This window comes from Escherichia sp. MAL-1, from assembly GCF_052948035.1.
In genome coordinates this window covers 567,084-582,578 of sequence record NZ_CM129609.1, presented here as the reverse complement: position 1 = coordinate 582,578, position 15,495 = coordinate 567,084, and the positions used below count along the sequence as shown (strand labels likewise).

Genomic DNA, 15,495 nt, shown 5'->3' with positions numbered 1-15,495 from the left:
AGCGTGCAAGAAAGAATTAAAGCTTGCTTCACTGAAAGCATTCAAACTCAAATTGCGGCGGCAGAGGCGCTTCCGGATGCCATCTCCCGTGCAGCCATGACGCTGGTTCAGTCTCTGCTCAATGGCAACAAAATCCTCTGTTGTGGTAATGGAACTTCCGCTGCCAATGCACAGCATTTTGCTGCCAGCATGATCAACCGTTTCGAAACGGAGCGGCCCAGCTTACCTGCCATTGCACTAAATACTGATAATGTTGTCTTAACGGCGATTGCCAACGATCGCTTACATGATGAAGTGTATGCAAAACAGGTGCGGGCGCTGGGTCATGCGGGAGATGTATTGTTAGCCATTTCCACCCGTGGCAACAGCCGCGATATTGTAAAAGCGGTAGAAGCTGCCGTTACGCGTGATATGACCATTGTGGCATTGACCGGCTATGACGGCGGCGAACTTGCAGGTTTGTTAGGGCCACAAGATGTGGAGATCCGCATTCCTTCGCATCGTAGTGCTCGCATTCAGGAAATGCATATGCTGACGGTAAATTGCCTGTGCGATCTGATCGATAACACGCTTTTCCCTCACCAGGATGATTAAGGAGAATACATGAAGGCATTATCGCCAATCGCAGTCCTTATTTCCGCGCTGCTGTTGCAAGGTTGTGTTGCCGCTGCCGTAGTGGGTACCGCTGCTGTGGGTACCAAAGCCGCAACTGACCCACGCAGTGTCGGCACCCAGGTGGACGATGGTACCCTGGAAGTGCGCGTGAACAGCGCATTGTCGAAAGACGAACAGATTAAGAAAGAAGCGCGCATTAATGTAACGGCCTATCAGGGCAAAGTGCTGCTGGTTGGGCAGTCACCAAATGCTGAACTTTCGGCTCGCGCCAAACAGATTGCTATGGGCGTAGACGGTGCCAACGAAGTGTATAACGAGATTCGTCAGGGCCAGCCGATTGGTCTGGGCGAAGCATCTAACGATACGTGGATCACCACCAAAGTGCGTTCGCAGCTCTTAACCAGCGACCTGGTGAAATCGTCCAACGTGAAAGTGACCACCGAAAACGGTGAAGTGTTCCTGATGGGGCTGGTGACTGAACGTGAAGCGAAAGCGGCGGCAGATATTGCCAGCCGGGTGAGCGGCGTGAAGCGGGTAACTACGGCGTTTACGTTTATTAAATAGCAGCCCCTTGTAATGCCTGATGCGACGCTTGCCGCGTCTTATCAGGCCTACAACGATACAAACCGTAGGTCAGATAAGGCGTTTACGCCGCATCCGACATGTTTTCCCTCAAATCAGAACAACAGCGCCAGCCCGCCGACAATCACACCAGACACTGCCACCATCGCCCCCGTCAGCCATAAGGCTTTCGCCGGGAACGCTTTGCGCAGCATAATCAGTGACGGCAAACTCACCGCCGGGAGCGTCATCAACAATGCCAGCGCCGGAGCGGTTCCCATACCTGCCAGCATCATCGTTTGTACAATCGGAATTTCTGCTGCCGTGGGAATGACAAACAAGCATCCTGCTACCGCCATCGCCACCACCCACATCAGGCTGTTATCGACAGCACCATCGGCATGGGGGAATAACCAGACGCGAGCGGCACCCAACACCAGTACTGCAAGGATGTAAACCGGGATCGTACTCCAGAAAAGCGTCCATAGCGCCCTGCCCCAGCGGCTAAAAAACCCGCCCTGTGCTTCCGGTATGTCAATTTCGACCGGTGCCTGCGTTTGCGGTGTTTCACGCACCCATTTTTGCACCAGCGTCGCAATCAGCAACACCATCACCAGCCCGGCCACCAGACGAATCGCCGCAAAACCCCAGCCGAGGACAAAGCCCATAAACACCAGCGTCGCCGGGTTTAACACCGGATTGCCCATCCAGAATGCCAGCGCACCGCCCATCGACACCTGTTGGCGACGCATTCCCGCCGCGACCGGAGCCGCACAGCAGGTACACATCATGCCCGGCAACGAAAACAGCGTTCCCAGCAGCGTGCCGCGAAAGCGCGATTGCCCAAGCGTACGCAACAACCAGTCACGCGGGATCAGCACCTGAATCAACGAACCGAGGATCACCCCCAGCACCGCCGCTTTCCATACCGCGAGGAAATAGATCATCGCGTAATCCAACGCCGCCTGCCATGGGTTAGCATCCGCCTGCGCAAGGATAGATTTACCGATACTGTGGGTTTCGGCAGCAGTAAACGCTTTGCCGTAGTAAGGTTCCCATTTCACATACCAGAGACCGGCAATGACAACGAGAAAGAAAAGCGCGGGTTTCCACCACTGAATGGGCGTTGCCGCCTGAGATGAAGACTGACCAGTCATAGCATTCCCCAGGAATAAGTTATGATAATTGAGCGCGTGAATATTACGCTCACTATCAATTCTTGGGAATAATTATTCAGCTCTTTTGCGTAATTCTGAAGAGCTTAAAATCGTCACGCCTTCATGCTCAGGCCGCATCGACTCTGCCAGCATGACCCGCGCCACGTCTCTCGCATCAATGGATTTCCAGTTACCTGGTAACAAACGGAACAGCGGCGCAAAAAGCGTTTCGTTCATCCGCTGTTTGCTACGATCGCCCAGTAACATCGACGGGCGAGCAATGGTCAATTTCGGCCAGTTCTGGGCGATTAATGCTTCTTCCATCTCCCCTTTGACGCGGTTATAGAAAAACGGCGAGTGGGCATTGGCACCCATCGCACTGACTACCAACATATGCTGCGCGCCCAGTCGCCGCCCGGTTAATGCGGTATCCACTACCAGCGTGTAATCGGCATGAATAAACGCCTCTTTGCTCCCCGCTTCTCGCCGCGTGGTGCCGAGACAACAAAACACAATGTCGATGGGATCGGTGACCTGCGCCAACGCGTCACTCAGTTGCGGATCATGGGGATTAAACACCCCGGGCATATCGCCCAACGGACGTCGCGTCGGCGCAGCAATGGCGTTAACTTTCGGTTCGTTAATCAACATCCGCAGCAGGTGACCGCCCACCAGCCCCGTTGCGCCTGTAATCAGTACCTGACTCATCTTCGCTCCTTTACAGAATTGTCTGCCTTGCGCTCCACGGCTCATGCACCAGGCTTAATAGACCATGAGGTAATTATCCCCGATTGTGGGAAATTCGCCTCATCCAATGCAACAACGCGGAGGAAGCATGAGTAAGAAAATTGCCGTTTTAATCACTGATGAATTTGAGGATTCAGAATTTACTTCACCCGCAGACGAGTTCCGTAAAGCCGGACACGAAGTGATTACCATTGAAAAACAAGCGGGTAAAACGGTGAAAGGCAAAAAAGGAGAAGCCAGCGTGACCATCGATAAATCCATCGATGAAGTGACGCCTGCGGAGTTTGATGCCCTGCTGCTACCGGGCGGCCATTCACCGGATTATCTGCGTGGGGACAACCGTTTTGTCACCTTTACCCGTGATTTTGTGAATAGTGGCAAACCGGTGTTTGCCATCTGTCACGGCCCGCAGTTGCTGATCAGCGCCGATGTGATTCGGGGGCGCAAACTGACCGCAGTTAAACCGATCATTATTGATGTTAAAAATGCGGGCGCGGAATTTTACGATCAGGAAGTCGTGGTTGATAAAGATCAGCTGGTTACCAGCCGGACACCGGACGATCTGCCAGCGTTTAACCGCGAGGCGTTACGCCTGCTCGGTGCCTGAGTCGCGTAGCCAAATCATTTTTTTACCAAAGCCCAGCGTGTTGTCGGTGAATTTGATTTCATCGAGCCGGATTTCCCACACCGGGGCCGACAGCATTCTGGCAACCGGAAAGCGACGATTGTACGCCTTGCGCGCGAGGTCGCTTTCCTCACCTTCCAGCCTGCGGATCTCACCTTTAAACTGCACACCGCGAATTAACGCTACCGTTTTCGGCTGACCGTTTACCGTTCCGGCAACTGCCGCCTGCGGCCCGCTCATCTGCGCGTGGCGCGTTTTTTCTTCCGTCAAAATGTAGAAGGCGACTTTCTGCGCATCAAAAAGATAAAAGGCATTAGCGCACCAGAGTTCCCCTTCCTGCTGCACACACCAGGTGACAACATGTTGTTTTGCCAGCCAACGGCTGATGGCGATGAGTGTTTCCATTGCTGTTCTCTTTTATACTGTGGGCCTGACCTTAACATGCGATGCAGACGATGACACCCTGGTTTCTTTACTTGATCCGTACCGCCGACAATAAGCTTTATACCGGGATCACCACGGATGTCGAACGCCGCTATCAGCAGCACCAAAGCGGCAAAGGGGCGAAAGCACTGCGCGGGAAAGGAGAACTGACGCTGGCGTTTTCTGCTCCAGTGGGCGATCGTTCGCTGGCGTTACGGGCGGAATATCGCGTTAAGCAACTGACCAAACGGCAAAAAGAGCGTCTGGTAGCGGAAGGCGCAGGGTTTGCAGAGCTGTTAAGCAGTCTGCAAACCCCGGAGATTAAAAGCGATTGAAATGCTCGTGATACTCAACCAGGCCGGTAACGCCATTCAGCGCGTCATCCGCTAAACGATGTACCTGGAAGGCGCTTTCAGTGCCCGGCCAGCGGCAACGCAGATCGTGATGCGCCGCCAGTTCAAAGCCGAAACGACTGTACAGCGCCGGATCGCCCAGCGTCACCACTGCGGCATAGCCGAACTCATTAAGCGAATCGAGTCCTTCATAGACCAGTTGGCGTGCCAGCCCCTGTCCACGGTATTTTTCATCAACCGCCAACGGTGCCATGCCGACCCATTGCAGGTCTTCGCCCTGCACATCAACCGGACTAAATGCCACATAGCCAATGACCTGACCTTCGTCATCTGTCGCCACCAGCCCCAGCGTCAGAAAGCCATCTTCACGCAGATCGTGAACCAGCTTCGCTTCCGCATCACTTTCGAATGAGCGACGCAGCAGGGCATCAATACCCGGCGCATCAATGGGAATTTCTACTCGAATTAGCATGGTTCACCTACCGATGTCTGTTTGGTTTCAGGCGCGGTTTTCATTCCCGCCTCAACAAAATCCGCCAGTTGCAGCAGCATCATGCGTAAGGCTTTCGGCATTTGCTCCAGTTCAATGGCGTCCATCAGGTTTTTCACATACAGCCCCAGCTCCGTATCGCCTTCAATCACCAGCCGACGCTGGAAGAAGAGCGTATCCGGATCCTGTTTACGCGCCGCAATCATCAGCAGATCGCTGGCGTCGGCACTAAAACTCACATCAGCTTGCGCGTTCTGGCTGACCACCAGTTTGCCATTCACCACCGAGGTAAACCATTGCAGGTCAATATCACGCACATGAATACTTAACCAGCGGCCTTCAAGAAACTCCAGCTCGCCATCATCCAGCGCCTGACGGAATTGCCAGCTTAAGACCTGCTCAAGAACCTGGCGTTTTAGCGCAAATGGCGTCAGTTTTACCGGTACACTCAACAGAGATGGCCCCAAATGCACAATACGGGAACGCAGTTTATCCAACACGAGTTTTACTCCCTGTTTCAACAATCATCCTATTTTGCCATATCAGAAAAATAACATAGCGGTATAAATCAACAATTCCATATGAAATTGCTGCTACCACCAATACAACTTTAACTGCCTTAAATCAAAAATTGTCGCAGCAAGGTTAACTAAAATCCCAGTTCGTTAACATTTTTGCGTTTTGATAGCGCAACCTTCAGGAAAAATTATGGAGCTGCTCTGCCCTGCCGGAAATCTCCCGGCGCTTAAGGCGGCCATCGAAAACGGCGCAGATGCTGTTTATATCGGGCTAAAAGATGATACCAATGCCCGTCACTTCGCCGGCCTTAACTTTACCGAGAAAAAATTGCAGGAAGCGGTGAGTTTTGTCCATCAACATCGCCGCAAACTTCACATCGCGATTAACACTTTTGCGCATCCGGACGGTTACGCCCGTTGGCAGCGCGCCGTGGATATGGCGGCGCAGCTGGGTGCCGACGCGCTGATCCTCGCCGACCTCGCCATGCTGGAGTACGCCGCCGAGCGTTACCCGCATATTGAGCGTCATGTGTCAGTGCAGGCTTCGGCGACCAATGAAGAGGCGATTAACTTTTATCATCGCCATTTTGACGTTGCCCGCGTGGTGCTGCCGCGCGTGTTGTCGATTCATCAGGTGAAACAGCTGGCACGGGTCACACCTGTACCACTGGAAGTCTTTGCTTTCGGCAGCCTGTGCATTATGTCGGAAGGTCGTTGCTATCTGTCGTCGTATCTGACGGGTGAGTCGCCCAACACCGTGGGCGCGTGTTCTCCGGCCCGTTTCGTGCGCTGGCAGCAAACGCCGCAGGGGCTGGAATCCCGCCTGAACGAAGTGCTGATCGACCGTTATCAGGACGGCGAAAACGCAGGTTATCCGACGCTGTGTAAAGGGCGTTATCTAGTGGACGGCGAGCGCTATCACGCGCTGGAAGAACCAACCAGTCTCAATACCCTGGAACTGCTGCCGGAGTTAATGGCGGCGAATATTGCTTCGGTGAAAATTGAAGGCCGCCAGCGTAGCCCGGCGTATGTCAGCCAGGTGGCGAAAGTCTGGCGTCAGGCTATCGACCGTTGTAAGGCCGATCCGCAAAACTTCATACCGCAAAGCGCGTGGATGGAGACGCTCGGGTCGATGTCCGAAGGCACGCAAACCACTCTTGGCGCATATCACCGTAAATGGCAGTGAGAAAAGCAATGAAATATTCCTTAGGGCCGGTGCTGTGGTATTGGCCAAAAGAGACGCTGGAAGATTTTTATCAGCAGGCCGCCGCCAGCAGCGCCGACGTGATTTATCTCGGTGAAGCGGTCTGTAGCAAACGCCGGGCAACCAAAGTTGGCGACTGGCTGGAGATGGCAAAATCGCTCGCCGGAAGTGGCAAGCAGATTGTCCTCTCCACGCTGGCGCTGGTGCAGGCATCCTCGGAACTGGGCGAACTGAAACGCTATGTTGAGAACGGTGAGTTTCTGATTGAAGCCAGCGATCTCGGCGTGGTGAATATGTGCGCTGAGCGCAAACTGCCGTTCGTCGCCGGGCACGCGCTGAACTGCTACAACGCGGTGACGCTGAAAATATTGCTCAAACAGGGCATGATGCGCTGGTGTATGCCGGTGGAGCTTTCCCGCGACTGGCTGGTGAATCTGCTTAATCAGTGCGATGAGTTGGGGATTCGCAACCAGTTTGAAGTGGAAGTCCTGAGCTACGGTCATCTGCCGCTGGCCTACTCCGCCCGCTGCTTTACCGCGCGTTCGGAAGACCGTCCGAAAGATGAGTGCGAAACCTGCTGCATTAAGTATCCGAACGGGCGCAACGTGCTGTCGCAGGAAAACCAACAAGTGTTTGTACTCAATGGCATTCAGACCATGAGCGGCTACGTTTACAACCTCGGTAACGAGCTGGCATCCATGCAGGGCCTGGTTGATGTGGTCCGCCTGTCACCGCAGGGTACTGACACTTTCGCGATGCTCGACGCCTTCCGCGCTAATGAAAATGGCGCTGCGCCACTGCCGTTGACGGCAAACAGCGACTGTAACGGCTACTGGCGGCGGCTGGCTGGGCTGGAACTGCAAGCCTGAACAAATAGCTCACTTTGTTAACAACTTTAACTACTCTTTAATGCAGTATTAAAGATTAATCGGTAACAAAGTGAGCTGTTATGACTGATAAAACCATTGCGTTTTCGCTACTCGATCTGGCCCCTATCCCCGAAGGTTCTTCAGCGCGAGAAGCGTTCTCCCACTCTCTCGATCTCGCCCGTCTGGCTGAAAAGCGCGGCTATCATCGCTACTGGCTGGCGGAACACCACAATATGACCGGCATTGCCAGTGCTGCAACATCGGTATTAATTGGTTATCTGGCAGCGAATACCACCACGCTGCATCTGGGGTCCGGTGGCGTGATGTTGCCTAACCACTCACCATTGGTCATTGCCGAACAGTTCGGCACGCTTAATACACTCTATCCGGGGAGAATCGATTTGGGGCTGGGCCGCGCGCCGGGTAGCGATCAGCGAACCATGATGGCACTGCGTCGTCATATGAGTGGCGATATTGATAATTTCCCCCGCGATGTCGCGGAGCTGGTGGACTGGTTTGACGCCCGCGATCCCAATCCGCATGTGCGCCCGGTACCAGGCTATGGCGAGAAAATCCCCGTGTGGTTGCTAGGCTCCAGCCTTTACAGCGCGCAACTGGCGGCGCAGCTTGGTCTGCCGTTTGCGTTTGCCTCACACTTCGCGCCGGATATGTTGTTCCAGGCGCTGCATCTTTATCGCAGCAACTTCAAACCGTCGGCACGACTGGAAAAACCATACGCGATGGTGTGCATCAATATTATCGCCGCCGACAGCAACCGCGACGCTGAATTTCTGTTTACCTCGATGCAGCAAGCTTTTGTGAAGCTGCGCCGCGGCGAAACCGGGCAACTACCGCCACCGATTCAGAATATGGATCAGTTCTGGTCACCGTCTGAGCAGTATGGCGTGCAACAGGCGCTGAGTATGTCGCTGGTGGGCGATAAAGCGAAAGTGCGTCATGGCTTGCAGTCGATCCTGCGCGAAACCGACGCCGATGAGATTATGGTTAACGGGCAGATTTTCGATCACCAGGCGCGCCTGCATTCGTTTGAACTGGCGATGGACGTGAAGGAAGAGTTGTTGGGATAGTGTGTCTTAACGCGGGAAGCCTTATCCGAGCTGGCAACGCTGTCCTACGTAGACCTGATAAGCGAAGCGCATCAGGCATTGTGTAGGCAGCAGAAATGTCGGATAAGGCACCGCTGATTACTGATACACCGGCAGCAAATTAAAGCTCGATAAGATATGGACCAGTGCGTTGCCAACGCCAAACACCAGAATCAGCGTAATCATCGGCTTGCCGCCCCAGACACGGAATTTCGGGCTGCCAAAGCGTTTACGCGATGCACGGGCTAACAGCGCCGGAACAATTGCCGCCCAGATGGTAGCCGCTAAACCAGCATAACCAATGGCGTACAGGAATCCGTTCGGGAACAGCAGCCCCCCCACAACTGGCGGGGCAAAGGTCAGCAATGCCGTTTTCAAGCGGCCCACAGCTGAGTCATCGAAACCAAACAGATCTGCCAGATAGTCAAACAAACCCAGCGTTACGCCAAGGAACGAACTCGCTACCGCAAAGTTTGAGAACACGACCAGCAGAAGGTCCAGGCTACGGCTGTTCAGCACGCCACTTAATGCCTGTACCAGCACATCAATGTTACCGCCCTTCTCGGCGATGCCAATAAACTCCGGACGAGGAATGTTGCCCATCGTCGCCAGCAACCAGATGGTATACAGCGCCAGTGCCATCAGCGTACCGTACACCAGGCATTTCACGATGGTTTTCGGATCTTTGCCGTAATACTTCATCAGGCTTGGCACGTTACCGTGATAACCAAACGACGCCAGGCAGAACGGCAATGTCATCAGCAGATACGGCGCATAAGATGCATTGCTTTCTGCAACGTTGAACAATGTCGCAGGCTGCACATGCCCCAACAGGCTGCCAAAGGTGAGGAAGAAGGTAATGACTTTCGCCCCCAGCACAATCGCCGTCATGCGGCTGACGGCCTTAGTACTCAACCACACCACAAACGCTACCAGCAGTGCAAAACCAAAACCCGCCGCCCGTGCCGGGACGTTTAGCGACATCTCTGCGAAGGTGTGATGCAGAATTGAACCACTGGCAGAAATATAGGCATAGGTCAGGATATAGAGCACAAAGGCAATGGAAATACCGTTGACCACGTTCCAGCCTTTGCCCAGCAAATCTTTGGTGATGGTGTCAAAACTCGAACCGATTCGGTAATTCAGGTTAGCTTCCAGAATCATCAAGCCGGAATGCAGCATACAGAACCAGGTAAAGATCAGCGCCGCCATTGACCAGAAAAACCACGCCCCGGACATGACCACTGGCAGAGAAAACATCCCTGCGCCAATAATGGTGCCGCCGATAATCACCACGCCGCCAAGCAGCGACGGTGACGTTTGGGTGGTGGTTAGTGTTGCCATGAGGGCTTCTCTCCAGTGAAAAATAGTGCGACTACGTTGTTATGTATTGCACTGTACCAGTACACGAGTACAAAAGACAGAAAAAAAGCCCCGATGGTTAAAATCGGGGCTGTATATATTATTTTACAGATTGTTTTCGCTGTTCAGCGATGATTACGCATCGCCACCGAAACGACGACGACCGGTAGAGTCATCACGACGCGGTGCGCGGCCTTCACGACGTTCGCCGCTAAAACGACGACCATCACCACGACCACCTTCACGGCGTTCACCGCTGAAGTTACGACCGCCTTCACGACGTTCGCCACCGAAACCACGACCACCGCCACGACGCTCACCGCCAGTATGCGGCTGTGCATCGCCCAGTAACTGCATGTTCATCGGCTTGTTGAGAATGCGAGTGCGCGTAAAGTGTTGCAGCACTTCACCCGGCATACCTTTCGGCAGTTCGATGGTGGAGTGAGAAGCAAACAGCTTGATGTTACCAATGTAACGGCTGCTGATGTCGCCTTCGTTAGCAATCGCACCAACGATATGACGAACTTCAACACCATCATCGCGGCCCACTTCAATGCGGTACAGCTGCATATCGCCAACATCACGACGTTCACGACGCGGACGATCTTCACGGTCACCACGCGGGCCACGGTCGTTACGATCGCGCGGACCACGGTCATCACGGTCACGGAATTCACGTTTCGGACGCATCGGCGCATCTGGCGGTACGATCAGAGTACGTTCACCCTGTGCCATTTTCAGCAGTGCGGCGGCCAGAGTTTCGAGGTCCAGCTCTTCACCTTCTGCAGTCGGCTGAATTTTGCTCAGCAGTGCGCGGTATTGATCCAGATCGCTGCTTTCCAGCTGCTGCTGTACTTTAGCGGCGAATTTTTCCAGACGGCGTTTGCCCAGCAGTTCTGCGTTCGGCAGTTCTACTTCCGGAATAGTCAGCTTCATAGTACGTTCAATGTTGCGCAGCAGACGACGCTCGCGGTTCTCAACGAACAACAGCGCGCGGCCAGCACGACCCGCACGACCGGTACGACCGATACGGTGAACGTAAGACTCAGAATCCATAGGGATATCGTAGTTAACCACCAGGCTGATACGCTCAACGTCCAGGCCACGGGCCGCAACGTCGGTCGCAATCAGGATGTCCAGACGACCGTCTTTAAGGCGTTCCAGTGTCTGCTCACGCAGCGCCTGGTTCATGTCACCGTTCAGCGCGGCGCTATTGTAGCCGTTACGCTCAAGAGCTTCAGCCACTTCCAGAGTCGCGTTTTTGGTACGAACGAAGATAATCGCCGCATCAAAATCTTCCGCTTCCAGGAAACGTACCAGTGCTTCGTTTTTACGCATACCCCACACAGTCCAGTAGCTCTGGCTGATGTCAGGACGGGTAGTCACGCTGGACTGAATACGCACTTCCTGCGGCTCTTTCATAAAGCGGCGGGTAATGCGACGAATCGCTTCCGGCATGGTTGCAGAGAACAGAGCGGTCTGATGACCTTCCGGGATCTGCGCCATAATGGTTTCAACGTCTTCGATGAAGCCCATGCGCAGCATTTCGTCAGCTTCATCCAGAACCAGACCGCTCAGTTTAGAGAGGTCCAGAGTGCCACGTTTCAGGTGGTCCAGCAGACGGCCCGGAGTACCGACAACGATCTGCGGCCCCTGACGCAGGGCGCGTAATTGCACGTCATAACGCTGGCCGCCGTACAGGGCAACCACATTTACGCCGCGCATGTGTTTAGAGAAATCCGTCATTGCTTCAGCAACCTGTACCGCCAGTTCGCGGGTCGGTGCCAGCACCAGAATCTGTGGTGCTTTCAGCTCAGGATCAAGATTCTGCAGCAGAGGTAAAGAGAATGCTGCAGTTTTTCCGCTCCCCGTCTGGGCCATACCCAGAACGTCGCGGCCATTCAGCAGATGTGGAATACACTCTGCCTGAATTGGAGATGGTTTTTCGTAACCCAGATCGTTAAGGGCTTCAAGGATAGGAGCCTTCAGGCCCAGATCTGCAAAAGTGGTTTCGAATTCAGCCATGTAGTACGTGTGCCTCAAAATTAATGGCGGCCAGTCTACATAACTCATCATGAAATTGATCAGCAATTTTCATTGAAAAGTGTGAACCGGCTCAAAGTAGGTGTATTAACGAACAACAACGCCCTCACCCGTTAAGGTGATGGCAATCAAAAAAGATTACGGGCTGATGTGTACGTCAGCTATTGCTGGTCCGATTCTGCCAGGTCATCTTGGTCCTGGCCCAGGAGCGATAATTCCAACAATGCGTATCGGTGCTCAACAAAGTTATGAACGTTGTTGGCAACCGCCAGTTTGAACAGTGCCGTGGCGCTGTCCAAATCCCCCAGACTTAGGTAGTACTTACCTAAATAGAAGTTGGTTTCACTGAGATGCTCAGCGAGCGAGGTGTTATCCGTTGCGTCCGCCTTGAGCCTTTCCATTAACGTTTGTTCGCTAATGTTGCCCAGGTAGAACTCGACAATGTTCCATCCCCACTGTTCCTTATCCGATTTTTCGAAGTGCTGTTTCAACACTTCTTTAGCCTGCTTCTCATCGAGCTTCTGCTCGGCGAGATAAAGCCACAGACTACGGAAAGGATCATTGGGATCGTCTTGATAAAACGCCAGCAGATCATCTTGCGCTAACTTGTCACGACCGCCGTAATATAATGCGATCCCGCGATTCAAGTGCGCGTAGTTGTAAGTTGGATCAAGCTCAAGTACAGAATCAAACGCTTCATAGGCAGCATCAAAATTGCCTGCCTGCGTTAAATATATGCCTAAGTAATTGAATACTTCAGGCATATCCGGTCGGATTGCCAGCGCTTGCGAAAAATCGTTACGCGCTAATGCCCTCAGACCGAGACTATCATACAACACTCCGCGCTCATATAAAAGCTGTGCGCGTTCGTCATCGGTTAAAGCCCGACTGGCAAGGATTTGTTCCATACGTGCCAGAATCACTTCCTGCTGTAAAGTCGGTTGCAATGGTACCGCGAGGACTTCACTTTTACGCCAGGAAGTATTACTGCATCCTGCAAGCGTAAGTGCTGTCGCAACGAAACACCAGCGCAAAAAAGGCTTCATTTCCCACTCCCGAAGACCACGGTTGAATGAACGTCCTGTTCCCGGTTGCTAACAAGGCGTCCTGCCCGGTTAAAAGCCCCCCGCCGCAGCGGAGGGCAAATGGCAACCTTACTCGCCCTGTTCAGCAGCCGGAGCTTCCGGTGCTGCAGCAGGTTGAGACTGCTCAGTCGCTTCTTTAATGCTCAGACGGATACGGCCCTGGCGATCAACTTCCAGAACTTTCACCGGTACTTCCTGACCCATCTGCAGGTAATCGGTCACTTTCTCAACGCGTTTGTCAGCGATTTGAGAGATGTGTACCAGACCTTCTTTACCGCCGCCGATGGCAACAAATGCGCCAAAGTCAACGATACGGGTCACTTTACCAGTGTAGACGCGGCCCACTTCGATTTCTGCAGTGATCTCTTCGATACGACGAATAGCATGTTTCGCTTTCTCGCCGTCGGTCGCTGCAATCTTCACAGTACCGTCATCTTCGATTTCGATGGTGGTGCCAGTTTCTTCGGTCAGAGCACGGATTACAGAACCGCCTTTACCGATAACATCTTTGATCTTGTCCGGGTTGATCTTGATGGTATGGATACGCGGTGCGAACTCAGAGATATCGCCACGCGGCGCGTTGATCGCCTGTTCCATTACGCCCAGGATATGCAGACGCGCACCTTTAGCCTGGTTCAGCGCAACCTGCATGATCTCTTTGGTGATACCTTCAATTTTGATATCCATCTGCAATGCAGAGATACCGTCGCGGGAACCCGCAACTTTGAAGTCCATATCGCCCAGGTGATCTTCGTCGCCCAAAATGTCAGACAGTACAACGTAGTTGTCGCCTTCTTTCACCAGACCCATTGCGATACCCGCAACGGCAGCTTTGATCGGCACACCTGCGTCCATCAGCGCCAGAGACGCGCCGCACACGGAAGCCATAGAAGAGGAACCGTTGGATTCAGTGATTTCAGACACAACACGTACGGTGTACGGGAATTTGTCCATATCCGGCATGACTGCCAGCACGCCGCGCTTCGCCAGACGACCGTGACCAATTTCACGACGCTTCGGAGAACCGACCATGCCGGTTTCGCCTACGGAGTACGGAGGGAAGTTGTAGTGGAACAGGAAGGTATCGGTACGTTCGCCCATCAGTTCATCAAGAACCTGCGCGTCACGAGCAGTACCCAGCGTTGCGGTAACCAGCGCCTGCGTTTCACCACGGGTGAACAGCGCAGAACCGTGAGTACGCGGCAGCACGCCAGTACGCACATCCAGACCACGGATCATATCTTTTTCACGACCGTCGATACGCGGTTCGCCTGCCAGTACGCGGCTACGAACAACGTTTTTCTCGATAGCGTGCAGAATTTCACCCAGTTCGTTTTCGTCCAGGGTTTCGTCTTCAGCAAGCAGCGTCGCGATGGTTTCAGATTTGATGACATCAACCTGCGCATAACGCTCTTGTTTGTCGGTGATGCGGTAAGCATCGCTCAGGCGAGCTTCAGCCAGTGCAGCAACGCGCGCGTTCAGCGCTTCGTTTACCGGCTCCGGCTGCCAGTCCCAACGTGGTTTACCGGCTTCTTTCACCAGTTCATTGATGTTCTGAATAACAACCTGCTGTTGTTCATGACCGAACACTACTGCGCCCAGCATCTGGTCTTCGCTCAGCAGTTCAGCTTCAGATTCAACCATCAGAACAGCGGCTTCAGTACCGGCAACAACCAGATCCAGTTTGCTCTCTTTCAGCTCGTCCTGAGTCGGGTTCAGTACGTACTGGTCATTGATGTAACCTACGCGAGCAGCACCAATCGGACCATTGAACGGAATACCAGACAGAGACAGTGCTGCGGAAGCACCAATCATCGCGACGATATCCGGGTTAACTTGCGGGTTAACAGAAACCACGGTGGCGATAACCTGAACTTCGTTGACGAAGCCTTCCGGGAACAGCGGGCGAATCGGGCGGTCAATCAGACGCGCGATCAGGGTTTCGCCTTCGCTTGGGCGGCCTTCACGACGGAAGAAGCTACCCGGGATACGACCAGCAGCGTAGGTACGCTCCTGATAGTTAACGGTCAGTGGGAAGAAGTCCTGACCTGGTTTGGCTTTTTTCTGGCCAACAACGGTAACGAATACCGCGGTGTCATCCATGCTAACCATAACAGCGGCAGTAGCCTGACGAGCCATCATGCCGGTTTCCAGAGTCACGGTGTGTTGGCCGTACTGGAATTTACGAACGATCGGATTAAGCAATGTAATATCCTTTCTCTTTCTTAGACAGTACCTTACGGCACTGGTGTTAATACCCGATCTTCTGCGCATCCTCGCGACTAATGACAACCCTAACCCAGCTCTATGTGGGTAAAGCCTCTCATTAGCCGCGCG

At 53.6% G+C, this 15,495-nt stretch carries 17 protein-coding genes; 7 read left to right on the top strand and 10 right to left on the bottom strand.

Translation table 11 applies throughout. The features are described from left to right. Positions 1 to 3: 3 nt before the first annotated feature. Together diaA and dolP are read left to right on the top strand one after the other, a co-directional pair. Positions 4 to 594, top strand: a complete 591-nt coding sequence (gene diaA / locus ACU8XX_RS02860; protein ID WP_001158034.1) for a DnaA initiator-associating protein DiaA — start codon at positions 4 to 6, stop codon at positions 592 to 594. Between the two features lie 9 nt (positions 595 to 603). Then, on the top strand, positions 604 to 1,179 hold the full coding sequence (gene dolP / locus ACU8XX_RS02855) for a division/outer membrane stress-associated lipid-binding lipoprotein (RefSeq protein WP_000646033.1): 576 nt from the start codon (positions 604 to 606) through the stop codon (positions 1,177 to 1,179). A 113-nt stretch (positions 1,180 to 1,292) separates the two neighbouring features. Here the strand turns inward: dolP and ACU8XX_RS02850 are convergent, their stop codons facing one another. Both ACU8XX_RS02850 and ACU8XX_RS02845 read right to left on the bottom strand, forming a co-directional pair. Next, the gene (locus ACU8XX_RS02850; RefSeq protein ID WP_000147574.1) at positions 1,293 to 2,333 is read right to left on the bottom strand and encodes a permease; all 1,041 of its coding nucleotides are present in this window, start codon (positions 2,331 to 2,333) and stop codon (positions 1,293 to 1,295) included. Between the two features lie 72 nt (positions 2,334 to 2,405). Further along, positions 2,406 to 3,041 (bottom strand): NAD(P)H-binding protein, encoded by a 636-nt coding sequence (locus tag ACU8XX_RS02845; protein ID WP_001300423.1) that lies wholly within the window; start codon positions 3,039 to 3,041, stop codon positions 2,406 to 2,408. Between the two features lie 127 nt (positions 3,042 to 3,168). Between ACU8XX_RS02845 and yhbO the strand changes: the two genes are divergently transcribed. Next, positions 3,169 to 3,687, top strand: coding sequence for a protein/nucleic acid deglycase (gene yhbO / locus ACU8XX_RS02840; protein ID WP_000037608.1), 519 nt, complete (start codon positions 3,169 to 3,171; stop codon positions 3,685 to 3,687). Here yhbO and ACU8XX_RS02835 read toward each other — a convergent pair. After that, a complete protein-coding gene (locus ACU8XX_RS02835) occupies positions 3,667 to 4,110 on the bottom strand; it encodes a YhbP family protein (RefSeq protein ID WP_000449030.1) in 444 nt (147 codons plus the stop codon). The two genes, yhbO and ACU8XX_RS02835, sit on opposite strands and share 21 nt — an antisense overlap. A gap of 50 nt (positions 4,111 to 4,160) precedes the next feature. Between ACU8XX_RS02835 and yhbQ the strand changes: the two genes are divergently transcribed. Continuing rightward, positions 4,161 to 4,463, top strand: coding sequence for a DNA damage response exodeoxyribonuclease YhbQ (yhbQ, locus tag ACU8XX_RS02830; RefSeq protein WP_000189314.1), 303 nt, complete (start codon positions 4,161 to 4,163; stop codon positions 4,461 to 4,463). Here the strand turns inward: yhbQ and ACU8XX_RS02825 are convergent. Next, on the bottom strand, positions 4,450 to 4,953 hold the full coding sequence (locus ACU8XX_RS02825; RefSeq protein WP_000908554.1) for a GNAT family N-acetyltransferase: 504 nt from the start codon (positions 4,951 to 4,953) through the stop codon (positions 4,450 to 4,452). The two genes, yhbQ and ACU8XX_RS02825, sit on opposite strands and share 14 nt — an antisense overlap. Then, a complete protein-coding gene (gene ubiT, locus ACU8XX_RS02820) occupies positions 4,947 to 5,471 on the bottom strand; it encodes a ubiquinone anaerobic biosynthesis accessory factor UbiT (RefSeq protein WP_001295552.1) in 525 nt (174 codons plus the stop codon). Before ubiT ends, ACU8XX_RS02825 begins: the two co-directional genes overlap by 7 nt. 208 nt (positions 5,472 to 5,679) lie before the next feature. On the opposite strand from ubiT, the gene ubiU reads away from it, so the two are divergent. From ubiU to ACU8XX_RS02805, 3 genes are all read left to right on the top strand, one after another. Then, complete coding sequence (gene ubiU / locus ACU8XX_RS02815) at positions 5,680 to 6,675, top strand: ubiquinone anaerobic biosynthesis protein UbiU (RefSeq protein ID WP_001298771.1); 996 nt, start codon at positions 5,680 to 5,682, stop codon at positions 6,673 to 6,675. 8 nt (positions 6,676 to 6,683) lie between these two features. Beyond that, on the top strand, positions 6,684 to 7,562 hold the full coding sequence (locus ACU8XX_RS02810; RefSeq protein WP_001296442.1) for a U32 family peptidase: 879 nt from the start codon (positions 6,684 to 6,686) through the stop codon (positions 7,560 to 7,562). Positions 7,563 to 7,642: 80 nt separating this feature from the next. Then, complete coding sequence (locus ACU8XX_RS02805; protein WP_000130380.1) at positions 7,643 to 8,650, top strand: luciferase-like monooxygenase; 1,008 nt, start codon at positions 7,643 to 7,645, stop codon at positions 8,648 to 8,650. A 117-nt stretch (positions 8,651 to 8,767) separates the two neighbouring features. On the opposite strand, the gene mtr is transcribed toward ACU8XX_RS02805, so the two are convergent. From mtr to pnp, 5 genes are all read right to left on the bottom strand, one after another. Further along, on the bottom strand, positions 8,768 to 10,012 hold the full coding sequence (gene mtr / locus ACU8XX_RS02800) for a tryptophan permease (RefSeq protein WP_000224354.1): 1,245 nt from the start codon (positions 10,010 to 10,012) through the stop codon (positions 8,768 to 8,770). Positions 10,013 to 10,165: 153 nt separating this feature from the next. Further along, positions 10,166 to 12,055, bottom strand: a complete 1,890-nt coding sequence (gene deaD, locus ACU8XX_RS02795; RefSeq protein ID WP_001295553.1) for an ATP-dependent RNA helicase DeaD — start codon at positions 12,053 to 12,055, stop codon at positions 10,166 to 10,168. After that, the gene (gene yrbN, locus ACU8XX_RS02790) at positions 12,048 to 12,128 is read right to left on the bottom strand and encodes a protein YrbN (protein WP_010723222.1); all 81 of its coding nucleotides are present in this window, start codon (positions 12,126 to 12,128) and stop codon (positions 12,048 to 12,050) included. The genes deaD and yrbN overlap by 8 nt, the downstream gene beginning before the upstream one ends. Positions 12,129 to 12,234: 106 nt before the next feature. Beyond that, complete coding sequence (gene nlpI / locus ACU8XX_RS02785; protein ID WP_000802080.1) at positions 12,235 to 13,119, bottom strand: lipoprotein NlpI; 885 nt, start codon at positions 13,117 to 13,119, stop codon at positions 12,235 to 12,237. Between the two features lie 108 nt (positions 13,120 to 13,227). Next, positions 13,228 to 15,363 (bottom strand): polyribonucleotide nucleotidyltransferase, encoded by a 2,136-nt coding sequence (pnp, locus tag ACU8XX_RS02780; RefSeq protein WP_001298740.1) that lies wholly within the window; start codon positions 15,361 to 15,363, stop codon positions 13,228 to 13,230. Between the last annotated feature and the right edge of the window lie 132 nt (positions 15,364 to 15,495).